The sequence below is a fragment of the Nocardioidaceae bacterium genome, assembly GCA_018672315.1.
Lineage (GTDB): Bacteria > Actinomycetota > Actinomycetes > Propionibacteriales > Nocardioidaceae > TYQ2.
The window spans coordinates 1,822,089-1,833,340 of sequence record CP076053.1; the positions used below are offsets into that span (position 1 = coordinate 1,822,089).

At 72.7% G+C, this 11,252-nt stretch carries 15 protein-coding genes; 12 read left to right on the plus strand and 3 right to left on the minus strand.

The features are described from left to right. Positions 1-207: 207 nt before the first annotated feature. On the plus strand, positions 208-669 hold the full coding sequence (locus KLP28_08655) for a hypothetical protein (protein ID QWC83720.1): 462 nt from the start codon (positions 208-210) through the stop codon (positions 667-669). 17 nt (positions 670-686) lie between these two features. Here KLP28_08655 and KLP28_08660 read toward each other — a convergent pair whose 3' ends face one another. Both KLP28_08660 and KLP28_08665 read right to left on the minus strand, forming a co-directional pair. Next, positions 687-1,343 carry a MucR family transcriptional regulator gene (locus tag KLP28_08660; protein QWC83721.1) on the minus strand — a complete coding sequence of 219 codons (657 nt, stop codon included), beginning with the start codon at positions 1,341-1,343 and terminating at the stop codon, positions 687-689. Between the two features lie 176 nt (positions 1,344-1,519). Next, a complete protein-coding gene (locus KLP28_08665) occupies positions 1,520-1,915 on the minus strand; it encodes a helix-turn-helix domain-containing protein (GenBank protein ID QWC83722.1) in 396 nt (131 codons plus the stop codon). Between the two features lie 191 nt (positions 1,916-2,106). Between KLP28_08665 and KLP28_08670 the strand changes: the two genes are divergently transcribed. The 10 genes from KLP28_08670 (at position 2,107) to KLP28_08715 (ending at position 10,109) form a co-directional block, all read left to right on the plus strand. Beyond that, a complete protein-coding gene (locus tag KLP28_08670; GenBank protein QWC83723.1) occupies positions 2,107-3,021 on the plus strand; it encodes a hypothetical protein in 915 nt (304 codons plus the stop codon). Beyond that, positions 3,018-4,847, plus strand: a complete 1,830-nt coding sequence (locus KLP28_08675) for a hypothetical protein (GenBank protein ID QWC83724.1) — start codon at positions 3,018-3,020, stop codon at positions 4,845-4,847. Before KLP28_08670 ends, KLP28_08675 begins: the two co-directional genes overlap by 4 nt. Then, positions 4,840-5,655 carry an ATP-binding protein gene (locus KLP28_08680; protein ID QWC83725.1) on the plus strand — a complete coding sequence of 272 codons (816 nt, stop codon included), beginning with the start codon at positions 4,840-4,842 and terminating at the stop codon, positions 5,653-5,655. Before KLP28_08675 ends, KLP28_08680 begins: the two co-directional genes overlap by 8 nt. Continuing rightward, entirely contained in the window at positions 5,652-6,632 is a 981-nt protein-coding gene (locus KLP28_08685) for a hypothetical protein (GenBank protein QWC83726.1), read from the plus strand. The genes KLP28_08680 and KLP28_08685 overlap by 4 nt, the downstream gene beginning before the upstream one ends. 196 nt (positions 6,633-6,828) lie before the next feature. Further along, positions 6,829-7,227, plus strand: coding sequence for a CpaF/VirB11 family protein (locus KLP28_08690; GenBank protein ID QWC86890.1), 399 nt, complete (start codon positions 6,829-6,831; stop codon positions 7,225-7,227). Then, positions 7,224-8,075 (plus strand): type II secretion system F family protein, encoded by an 852-nt coding sequence (locus KLP28_08695; protein QWC83727.1) that lies wholly within the window; start codon positions 7,224-7,226, stop codon positions 8,073-8,075. Before KLP28_08690 ends, KLP28_08695 begins: the two co-directional genes overlap by 4 nt. Continuing rightward, positions 8,072-8,857 carry a type II secretion system F family protein gene (locus KLP28_08700; GenBank protein ID QWC83728.1) on the plus strand — a complete coding sequence of 262 codons (786 nt, stop codon included), beginning with the start codon at positions 8,072-8,074 and terminating at the stop codon, positions 8,855-8,857. Before KLP28_08695 ends, KLP28_08700 begins: the two co-directional genes overlap by 4 nt. A 150-nt stretch (positions 8,858-9,007) precedes the next feature. After that, the gene (locus KLP28_08705) at positions 9,008-9,253 is read left to right on the plus strand and encodes a DUF4244 domain-containing protein (GenBank protein QWC83729.1); all 246 of its coding nucleotides are present in this window, start codon (positions 9,008-9,010) and stop codon (positions 9,251-9,253) included. After that, entirely contained in the window at positions 9,253-9,729 is a 477-nt protein-coding gene (locus tag KLP28_08710; GenBank protein ID QWC83730.1) for a pilus assembly protein, read from the plus strand. The genes KLP28_08705 and KLP28_08710 overlap by 1 nt, the downstream gene beginning before the upstream one ends. Then, positions 9,726-10,109 carry a hypothetical protein gene (locus tag KLP28_08715; GenBank protein ID QWC83731.1) on the plus strand — a complete coding sequence of 128 codons (384 nt, stop codon included), beginning with the start codon at positions 9,726-9,728 and terminating at the stop codon, positions 10,107-10,109. Before KLP28_08710 ends, KLP28_08715 begins: the two co-directional genes overlap by 4 nt. A gap of 19 nt (positions 10,110-10,128) precedes the next feature. Here KLP28_08715 and KLP28_08720 read toward each other — a convergent pair whose 3' ends face one another. Next, positions 10,129-10,725 (minus strand): hypothetical protein, encoded by a 597-nt coding sequence (locus KLP28_08720; GenBank protein ID QWC83732.1) that lies wholly within the window; start codon positions 10,723-10,725, stop codon positions 10,129-10,131. 179 nt (positions 10,726-10,904) lie between these two features. Here KLP28_08720 and KLP28_08725 point away from each other — a divergent pair, with 179 nt between their 5' ends. Next, positions 10,905-11,243, plus strand: coding sequence for an anti-sigma factor antagonist (locus KLP28_08725; protein QWC83733.1), 339 nt, complete (start codon positions 10,905-10,907; stop codon positions 11,241-11,243). Positions 11,244-11,252: the final 9 nt, after the last annotated feature.

The following is an 11,252-nucleotide window of genomic DNA, read 5'->3' on the forward strand; positions in this document are numbered from 1 at the left end:
AAGCCTCGAGAAGCCGGACCCTCGACGGGATGGACACCCCTGAGCAGCAGACACCTGCCCCCACCCCGACCCCCAGCGAGATAGCGCCTGCCGTTGCTGGTCTCGCGGTCACCTCGTCACGCGGTGGTCGCGGGACCGTCATCTTCGCCGAGCCGCCGCGGCGCTTCTGACGTCGCAGCGCGGCAACGCATAGGGCAAGATCGGCGTGTGAGCGGACCCACCTTCATCCTCAGCGAAGACTTCCAGTGGTCGGCCAGCCTGGCACCCGACTTGTTTCTGGTGATGCAGCTCCCACCGATGGGCGTGTTCCCAGCCGGCGACGGACAGCGCTCCTACGACGGTTGGGTCGCTGTCTTACCCACACTCGGGTTCGACACGATCAGCGCATCCCCGACTTCCTGGCAGACGTCGCACGCTGTCGAACTGGAACTGTCTCCGTTCGGGGCTTCGACGGCGAAGCTGTACGTGACCCTCCCGGACGGCTCGCGGGGCAACTTCCCGCTCGACGACCTCGACCCGGGTTGGGCAAAGTCAGTCGCGACGGCCGGGCAAGTGCCGGTGATCTTCGCGCAGAACGCTATCGACTCGAAGAACGAGATCTCCGCCGAGCGCCTCAACGCCGAGATCGCCAGCGGAGCCGCACGCGGCGCCATCGTCATAGTCCGCTGACCAACCTGGCCCCACGCCTACGCGCCCGGGCCGGGCGGCGCGGCACCGCGCAGAAGCCGGGCAGCTGCAGAACCACCACATCCGAGCTCCTTTCGCACCCGGTGCGCTGACGCATCCTGTCCCCGGCGGTCGTCCAGGTAGGCCTCCAGGGACTCGAAGCCCAGATGCGCGGCGGCCTCCGTCCATCGCAGCCGCGCCGACTCCGAGCGCTGCCGCCGATGTGACCGCAACGACCCCGACGCGCCCGCAGACGACGCCGCCACACGCCCCTGGGAACGGCGGCTGCCCGCAGGCTGCGCCGCCACCCCCAGATCGTGCAGCTCACCCGATCGCGCCATCGCCTGACCCACCGCCAGCCCCTCGCGGACGCTGACGTTGTCCGCCCACCGCCGCGCGCCCTCCTCACGCCGCACCTGCGCCAGAGCAGGTGCCACCAGCGACGTCTTTCGGTTCAGACCGAACCGCTCGCGGTAGCCCGCCAGCGACAACCCGTGCCGCCGCAGGTGCCCCGCCGAGACGGCCGCGAGCGCATCACCGCACGCGTGACACACCACCGACCGGCCACTGTTGGTGACCAGGACCTCACCGAACGGCGCGAACAGCCACGCCCCGTCAGGCAACCGCCCACACGGCAGGTGCGGCTCTACCGCACTCGCCGACTCATCGCCGCCCACCCGCACCACCCCATTGACTCGAACACATGTTCGATTCTATCCTGCACTCATCCACCCGCCACCAGACCCGTTGAGATGCCGTGCAGACCTCTACACGCCGCGAGACAGACGCACCCTCAGTGCGCGCCGTCACGGTGCGGAAGAGCCGGGCAGCAGCGACGCCGCCTGGGTCTGGCCTACTGGTCGTCGAGGTCGCCGTCAGTCCGGCCGCGCTCCAGGACCTCGGCTGCAGGGACGGCCGAACGGAGGACCGCCGCCAGCCGCCAGGATGGCCACGCCGTTCCCGATCGGAGTGCGGAAAGCCGGTTGACGCTCACGCCTATGCGCGCGGAGAACGCGAGCTGGGTCGTGTTCTTCACCTTGAGGTACTTCTCGTAGTCCAGCACCAGCTGGCGCAGATCCCGAACCGCTCGCAGATGCGCCCTGGCCTGGTCACGCGTCAAGCCGTAGGTCCGGAACGCCTCAGCAGGCACGACGAGACGACCGTGCGGCCACCCGCCCGCGACGAAGTCGGCCGGGGTGAGGTTGTCCAGAGGCGAGCGGCGCTGGGGTCCCGCCGCCTGCTCGCTCACGAGGCGAACCTTCGCAGCGCTGGGGGCGCACGAGCGGTCGCACGCCGCCGTACGTCACCGTTCACCGCTTTGCAGAAGCGATGCACAGTGATTTCGGCGTGCTCGCGGCGCCGTTTCAGGGGTGCCCAGGCACCAGTGGCGCCGTGTCACTCAACCGAACCCTCGCAGCCACCCTCGACCGGGTGGTCCCCGTGAGCGCAGACCCGAACGTCGGCGGCCGACCCGCACCCTCCGGCACCGTCGAGAACGGCGCAGGTCGGCGCGGCGGTCGTGCTCGGCCGATGCCAGGCGTCATCACGGTGACCCCCAACCGCCGCCGCAGCAGTCAGAGCGACCTCATCGACTCTCGACCCTCGCGAGTCCAGAAGGCGGCGATGGTCGCCGGCGAGCAGCTCGCGCACGACCTCCTCGCGACAGGCTTCCCCGCCACCCTCGCTGGTCAAGCCGACGCGCTGGCGACGTGGTGCGACCCGATCGTGACCGAGTTCGCCGATAGGCTCGACCGCCGAGGCGTCGCGTTCCTCGAAGCCAGCGCCCGACACCTCGTCACCCACCAGCAGCCGGCCGGGCTGCGCTTCGCCTCGCACGCCGCACTCTCGGCAGCGTTGGCGGCCAACCAGCCGAGCCCCTCGGCAGCGGAGACCGACGGCGAGCCGGACGAGGCACCTGAGCTCGTGGGCCGTCGCCGACCGGTGTGGGTCCACCGGGACGGGGTCGAGGGCGGTCTCCTGCTCGACCGCGTTCACTACGCGTCCCGGCCAGGTCACATCGAGGTCGACCGGTGGGTGCGCGGCAAGGTCGCCGACGACCTCCGCCGGGCTCTGACCTACCTGCGCCACACGCTCCCCACGACTGACGCGGACCAGGAGCTCAGCCGCGTCCTGGGGGTTCGGGTCCTGTCCCACCGGGTGCCCTACCGCAGCGTCCACTTCCCAGCGGCACGGACGCAGGAGGGCGACCTGGTGGTGGGCGCGCCGCACACCATCGGCGACTGCTGGGTCTGCGACCCCAGTCACGAGACCGGGCGGTCCCTGCTCGACTCGCCAACACAAGCCCGGCCACTCTCGACCACGTCGGCCATGGGCTCGACGGCGGTGGCGTCGTGAGTGGGCAGGCGGTCAGCCTCGAGGAGGCCCGCCAGCGGCGCTCCTCGCCGACCGGGAGCCGACGCGGCCTGGGTGACCACGGCAAGCGCACCAGCGAGGCGACGCGCGACGCCGCGGTGCTGTTCCTCCTCGAGCGCGGCACCATCACCGGCAAGGTGACCCTGGACGACAAGAAGGTCGCCGCTCGTCGCGCGGACGTGACCGTCCGCACCATCAACACGTGGTGGCGTGCCGCCTGCGAACTGCAGGTCGAGGAGCTCCAGCCCGTCACCGGCACCGAGCCGCTGCCGTCGTGGCTCTACCGCTACCAGGACGCGAATGACCTGCAGCTCACCCCCGCCGAGGTGTCCTTCTTCGGCCGGTTCAGCCGCACCATCGACGCCATCCGCGCCATCCACGCAGACCCGACCCACCGCCTGCACCACTACTCCCGCAGCGCGCTCTACGGAGCCTGGGACAACGTCAGCAAAGCCGTGCGTGAGGGCGCGCGGAAGGGGTCGGCCGCACAGCGGGCCATCGAGGCGACCTGGCCGCTCACCGGCCGCGAACGCGTCAACGAGACCTGGTCCATCGACGAGTACGACCTCAAGCTGTCGGCACGCAACGAGAACGGCGAGCTCATCGAACCGAAGCTGCTCCTCATCCGCGACCGCGCCAGCGGCCTCCCGCTCGCCTACAGCGTCCTGCCCTACGGAGCCCGCGGAGAAGACACCGGAGTGCTCCTCGCCGCCGCCGCGATCGGCTACAGCTGCCCGGACCCGCGCGACCCCTCCCGCACGGTCGAAGTCTCCGGTGTGGCCCGGCTGCTCGTGTCCGACCAGCACGGCAACCTCATCGGCACCGACGCGAAGGCCGCCGCGCGACGGCTCGGCATCGGCAACGACCCCATCGCGTCCCACACACCGCAGTCCAACGGCGACCACGAGCAGATGCACCTGTCGCTGGTCGGTCACTTCGCCGACGGCGCCGGCTCCCGTCGCGGCTGGAAGAACATCGCCGACGAACGACTCGACCACGGCGAGCTGCCCTTCGAGGCTGTCGTCGCCGAGGTTGACGACTGGTTCGCCACCTACATCGCCACCCCCTACCAGTCCGGGCCGTACGCCGGCAGAAGTCGCCTCGAGGTCTACGCCGACCTCCGCGCCCAGGAGCAGGTCTACGAAGGCCCCACCCTGACCGAGGAGGATGAAGGCGCGGTCGCCCGGTACGCCGGAGAGCGCACCTACGACGCCACCCGCGGCCTCCACTTCGAGGGCCGCTACTGGCTCTCGAACACGCTCGCGGACACCGCCAAGCCCGGCGAGCGCATCACCCTGCGGCAGCTGCTCGACCCCGACACCCTCTACGCGTACGACCGCAAGGGCCGCTTCATCGGCACGGTCTCGCCCCGCGACGAGGCCCCCGTCGGCGAGGTCGAGAAGGGGCACCAGCACCGGGCACAGCGAGACAGGTTCACGCAACGCGCCGTGGCGGAGCAGCGGGCGAGCCAGGCTCGTGACGACGCGCTTGACGCCTGGGACGAGGTCGGGGACGCGCTCGCGGACGCTTCCGAAAGCGACGCAACCGAGGCCGTCGGACCAGAAGTTGCGGGCCGCGACCACCAGGACCTGCCGCCCACCTACGAGGGCGTCACCGCCACCTCGCCGTCGCAGAGGCCCTCAGCGGCTCCTGCGGGTGGCACCACCCGCAACCGCAGGTCACCCCGCCGAGGGCGCCAGGACCCGCAGGTGCGTCCACCCGATGCGCTGAGCGACGACCAGCTCGAAGATCTGGCCGACTCATACGGCCAGAACGCCGACAGCGAGGAAGGCAGCGACGATGAGTAGCGAGCCCACCTTGAAGCGCAGGCCCTGGCGCATCGAGGACGCGGAGGGCCAGCTGCCGGCTCGTCTGCAGCGGAACCTGGTCGAAGGGTCCCGGCTGGTGGTCACGCGGCAGATGAGCACACTGGCGGCCGGGATGCCCAGCGCTCTGAAGCGCGGCGCGGCCATTGCGGTCTCAGGGCCCTGGGGGTCAGGCAAGTCGACCCTGCTCGCGGCGGTGGCTGCGGTCGCCGACGTCCACACCGCCACCGCGAACATCCCGCGCGGCTACACCGACAAGCAGCTGTGGGACGAGATCGCGGCAGCCGTCATCGGCGCCCCCGTGGACGGGACGGCAGCCGAGATGCGCAAGGCCGCCCGTGAGCATCTCACCCGGCAGCCGACCCTGCTCATCGTCGACGAGGCACAGCACATCAGCCCGAAGGCCCTCGAACAGCTCCGCTGGCTATGGGACCACCCCTTCCCGCAGTTCGCCATCATCCTGGCCGGGTCGAACCTGCTCGAGCACCTCGACGCCCAACCGGCCATCGGGACGCGCATCGACCGGCGCATCCTCCTCGACTACCAAGCCACCGACCAGATGGTCGACAACATCCGCGCCCACCACCCCGGCGCCGCCGACACCGACCCAGACGTCCTCGCGGCCATCGACGCCCACTACGCCAAAGGGTCGTGGCGAGCCTGGTCCAAGCTCCTCCTCGAACTGCGCGACCTGAACCAACGCGGCCCCATCACCATCGCCCAAGCCCAACGAGCCATCCACGCCATCGCGGGATACCCAGTCGACCTGACCTGTGCAGCCGAGCGATGACCCCAGCGCCAACCACGGTCGCGACGCTCGTAGCGCCGGCCGAGCTGACGGACCTGCTCCGGGCTCTGCGCGCGGCCACCGCCAGCTTCGATGACACCGCCTGGGTGAGACCCGCGCCCGGCGAGACCGGCAGCGGCCTCGCGACCCTCAGCCAGGACCTCCTCGACGCGCTGGGAGCCGTCGGACTCAGCCGCCCGCGAGCAGTTGGCGAACGCCACCTACTCCGACCCCTCGTCCACCTCATCCACGGACCCGTCCGACACCTGGTCGTCGAAGGCGCCCAAGCGCTGAGCGTCGAGACGTTGGCCGAACTGCACCAGACCGCCATCCTCGGCGACCTCTCGCTGTGGCTGCTGCTCGACCCGACCAGTGTCTTTACCGGCCCGGCACCCCAAGAACGCCACCGGACATCGCTCCTCAGGTGGCTGGACGGAGCCGCCGAGGTCATCCCATCCCACGAGGTCCTCGACCAGTGGTCCCGACGAGCCGGCTCGGAGCTCTGCGCCGTCCCCTCGCTGTCGTGGTGGACCGAGCCGCTCCGCCGCGACCGCGAGCTCCACCCCTGCCCGGCCCACCGGCACCTTGCGGACTGCCTGATGTCTTGGGGACGCCGCGGACTCAGCCTCGGTCAGACGAGTCCGACTCTGCACCGACAACGCCTCGTGGAATGGGCACATCGCCCCACGGCATCGGTCATCGACCGGTGGCACCTGACCGCAGCCGGCCGGGACTTCTACACCCCCGGGATGGACGCACTCGCCTACGTCGCACCCACGGCCGCCGACCTACTTGTGCGCGACGTGGCGCCAGACGGCGCAACCGTTCATGTGGAAGGCCAAGACGTCCCGGTCCCCGCTGAGCGCCGCGATGCCGTGGCACGACTGCGGACCAGCCGCCGCGTGGCCGGCTGCCACCCCCTCGAGCCCATCAGGGGCATCTTCGACTCGGTCCAGGACAAGCGCCCGCGGCGGCGCTGACTACGAACCCTCACCCCCGCAGGGCCCGGAGCTGTCTAGCTCCGGGCCCTTCGTCGTGCCCAGGCACACACCCACGCGGACGGCTGCCGCTGAGTTTCCTGGCTGGACGGGCAGTTTCCCGAGTGGACGGGCGAAGTTTCCTCATCGGACGCGATGTTCGTCCAGCCGAGTTTCCTCAGTGGACGCCCCCGCGTAGATCCCGGGAAACTCCCGCTGGATTCCGCAGGAGGTCCGGGGTGCCGAGGTGGTCGACCTGCTCGCCGCGCTGAACACCGGCCACGAAGGGGGGTGCGGCACCGTGCACGCCAACTCGGCCGTGGACGTGGTCTCCCGGCTCGAGACGCTCACCCTCGCCGCCGGGCTGCCGCGGGACGCGGCGCACAGCCAGATCGGCGCCGCGCTGCACGTGGTCGTGCACCTCGTGCGCCGGCCGGACGGCTCCCGCCGGGTGGGCGAGATCGGCGTGGTCGAGGTGGGCGAGGACCACCTGGTCCGCGTGCTCCTCGCCCTCTCCCTCGACCGTGACGACACCATGCGCGAGGGACCCGGGGCGCCCGTGCTCCTCGAGCTGCTGCGCGAGCGGGGTCCGGTGTGAGCACGGCGGTGCTCCTCGTCGGGCTCGCGGGCGCGCTGCTGGTCTGGCCGATGATGCTGCCGCCGGGCGGGGGCGGCACCCCGGTCGGCCGCCGAGCGGGCCGCGGGTCCCGCACCGCGACGCCGGGGCAGGTCGCCGCGGACCTGCCCCGCCCTACGGGCCTTCGCGGCGGCGTCCTGCTCGTCGGCGCAGCGGTCACGGTGGCGGTGGCAGGCCCGTGGGACCCTCCCGGTCCGGCGGTGGGCAGCGGCGTCGTCCTCGCCTGCTGCGTGCTCGGCGCGGTCGTGCTGCTGCGGCGTGCGCGGATCGACCGCGACCAGCAACGCCGGCGTACGGCCGCCGGGGTCGCCTGCGAGCTCCTCGTCGGCGAGCTCGGCGCCGGGGTGCCGCCCGGGACGGCCCTGCGGCGCGTGGCGGCGGACCACCCCGCGCTGCTGCCCGCGGTCGGGGCGAGCGCGATGGCCGTGGACGTGCCGGCATCGCTGCGCGACCTGGCCCGAGCGTCGCGGGTCGAGGTCTGGGACCGCGTGGCCGACGCCTGGGAGGTCTCCGCGCGCAGCGGAGCGACCCTGGCCCCGGTGATCGCACAGGTCGCGGCCGGTGAGCGGGACGTCGCCGCCCGTCGGCGCCTCGTGCAGGGGGAGCTCGCGGAGGCCCGGGCCACCGCGCGGCTGATGGCGGTCCTGCCGTGGGTGCTGGTGGGTGCCGCCTCCCTGGGGGGCGGGGGCGCGGCGGCCTTCCTCCTGATGACCTGGCCGGGAGTCGCCTGCGCGGCCACCGGTACGGCCTTCGCCTTCGCCGGGCTGGGATGGATGGAGCGCATCGAGCGCCAGGGGATGACCGGATGAGCGTCGTCGTCCCTGCCGTCGCACCCGTCACGATGCTCCTGGCCGCTGCGGCGGCGTGGTGGCTGCTGCCGCTGTCCGGCCCCGGGTCCGCGACCGGTCCCCGTCCCGGGTCCCGGGGAGCGGGCGCGCGTCGGCTGCGGCGCGGGGCCGCGCCGCGCACCGAGCGCGACGGACCGGTGTCCCCCCGCTCCCGCGTGATGGCCGCGGGCTCCCTGCTCCTGGTCGGCAACCTGGCGCTGGGGCCCGGTGTCGGGACGGCCGCGGGCGTGGTCGCTGCGGTCGGGGTCTGGGTGTGGCTGCGCCGCCAGGAGCCTCCGGGGGAGAGTCGACGCAGGGCTCGGCTGGCGGCGGACCTCCCCCATGCGGTCGACCTGCTCGCGGCGCTGCTGCGCGCAGGACAGGCCCCGACCGAGGCGGCAGGGCTCGTCGGTCGCACCGTCGAGGGGCCTGCGGGGGAGACCATGTCCGCGGTCGCCCGCCGCGCCGCGGCGGGACTCGACGCGTACGCCGTGTGGCGGCCCGTGGCCGAGCAGGAGGCCACGGCGCTGCTGGGATCGGCGATGCTGCGGTCGCTGGACAGCGGTGCACGCGTCGTCGAGGTCGTCGACCGGGTCGCCGAGGAGCTGCGTCGCGAGGCGCGTGCCGCCGCGACCGCGCACGCCAAGGCGGTCGGCGTCCGGGCGACGCTGCCGCTCGCCGCCTGCTTCCTGCCGGCGCTGCTGTGCATCGGCGTGGTGCCCTTCGTGGCCTCGCTCGTCGTGCCGCTCCTCGGCGGCCTGTGAGGCCCGCGAGCCGGTTGTCCTGCCGGGCGGGGTGCGCGAGTCGTTCTCCACCACCGGTCGGCGGAGGCCTCGGAGATCGCCGCGGTCGCCAGCAGAGTCCTGCTCGACGCCACGGCACCAGGTCGGGGCGCAGCCCACGAGGAGAACACCATGACCGTGCAGAGCAACCGCCCCACCTCACCCAACGCCCGCCTCCGTACCCGGGTCCAGCGTCGCTTCCACGCCGTCCGCACCCTCGACCGCGGAGCCCTCAGCGCGGAGTTCGCCGTGCTGCTCTGCGTGGGCGCCGGCATGGCCTTCCTGCTCTACAAGGCCCTCGCCAGCGGTGGTGTCGCCGGCTTCATCGTCGACATCGTCAAGGGCATCGTGAAGGGCCTCATCGGCGGGATCGGCTGATGCGTCGCGACCCCGGTGGGAGCGGGGGACCCACCGGGGTCGCGCCCTCCCGCCGCACGCTCAGCCCCCGCCGCCCGCTGAGCCCCCGCCACCTGCGTGGCACCCGCCGGACCGAGCGGGGTGCGGTCACCGCCGAGGCGGCGCTGGTGATCCCCAGCCTCGTGCTCGTGACCCTGGCCCTGGTCTGGGCGATCTCGCTGGTCGCCCTGCGCATCGCGGCCATCGACGCCTCCCGGGAGGCGGCCCGGGTCGCGGCCCGCGGCGAGTCGGTCGCAGCCGCCCGGACCGCTGCCCGACGGGTGGCGGAGGGCGCCTCGGCGGTCCACGTCGAGGTCGGAGCGGAGCTGGTGCGGGTGCGCGTCGAGATGCCCGTGGTCCCCACGGCGCTCGGCGGCCTCCTCGGGTCCGCGCTCGGTGGTCTGACCGACGCCACCGTCGATGCCGAGGCGACCGCCGTCCGCGAGGTCCTGCCATGACCCGCGCGCGACCCACCCGGCCGTCGGCAGGTTGCCGGCGAGGTGAGCAGGGCGGCTTCGCCAGCCTGCTGCTCGTCGGCCTGTGTGCCGTGCTGGTCCTGGCCACCGTGGTGGTGGGGGTGCTCGGCGGCGTCCTCGAGGCGAGCCGGCGAGCGGCCGCGGCTGCCGACCTGGCCGCCCTCGCCGCCGCGCAGGCGGTGCAGCAGCACCAGGACGCGTGCGCCGCGGCGTCCACGGTGGCCATGGCCCACGACGTACGCCTCGTGCGATGCGTCGTGGCCGGTGAGGTCGTGAGCGTCGCCACCGGGGCCGACGTGGCACCGGTGCTCGGCCTCAGCGCCTGGGACGAGGTCGTCCGCGCGGCGCGGGCCGGTCCCTAGGCGCGCACGGTCTCGGGGCTCAGGACTTCCAGAACTTCCACGACGAGGAGCCCTTGCCGGCGGACTTCCCCGACGCGCCTGAGCTGCCTGCACCGCCGCGGTCGCCCGTGGTCGTCGCCGCGCCCGAGGCGGTGGTGGCCGTCGTGCCGCGCGACGTCGACCCCCCGGGCGCCGAGGCACCGGAGCCGCCCGAGGCCCCCGGGGTGCCCGGAGCCGCCGACGACGAGGACCCGCCGGTCGAGGGAGCGGACGAGGAGCCGGCAGCACCCGAGGACGCTGCCGTCGCCCCGGCCGCGGCCTTCGAGGAGTCCTTAGCCGTGGAGTCCTTGCCGTCCTTGCCGGTGGAGTCCTGCGTCGCGAGCTTCTTCTCCAGCTTCTCGACCTTCTTGCGGTCTCGCCGGTGCTCGAGACCCTTGCGGGTGCCCGACCGGAACAGCTCGAGGCCGGCGATGAACACCAGCACCGTCGCGGCACCCACGAGGAAGAGCACGGTGGCGTTCATGGGTATCTCGAGGCCGCCGATGGCCAGCGGTGCCGGGTCGTCGGACCCGGCCACGAGCGCCACGACGAACACGATGGAGGACAGACCGAGCAGGATCACGCCGAGGGCCAACATGGGTTCCTCTTGCCCGCGGACGCGCGCGAGGACACCTGTCCTGCAGCCGTGCGGATGTCGCTCGTTGCAGGCCACGGGCGCGGTTCCGTCCTATGCTGTCGGTACGCGGACTCCCGCACCCGGGGCGCCGCGAGGCACCTCGACCCCCCTCGACTGCCCCTCGATGCCGGGAGGAACCCGTGGAACTCAGCCTCGACACCCGTCGTGACGGCGACCGCGCAGTCATCGAGGTCGCCGGTGAGATCGACGTCTACACCGCGCCGCAGCTGCGCGACGCCATCAGCGACCTCGTCTCCGACGGGGTGATCCACCTGGTCGTCGACATGGGCGGGGTCGAGTTCCTGGACTCCACCGGGCTCGGCGTGCTCGTCGGCGGGCTCAAGCGGGTGCGCGCGCACGCCGGCACGATGCGGCTGGTGTGCACCAGCGAACGGCTGCTGAAGATCTTCCGCATCACCGGTCTGGCCAAGGTGTTCCCGATCCACGACTCCGTCGACGAGGCGCTCGCCCCCGCCTGAGGGGGAGAA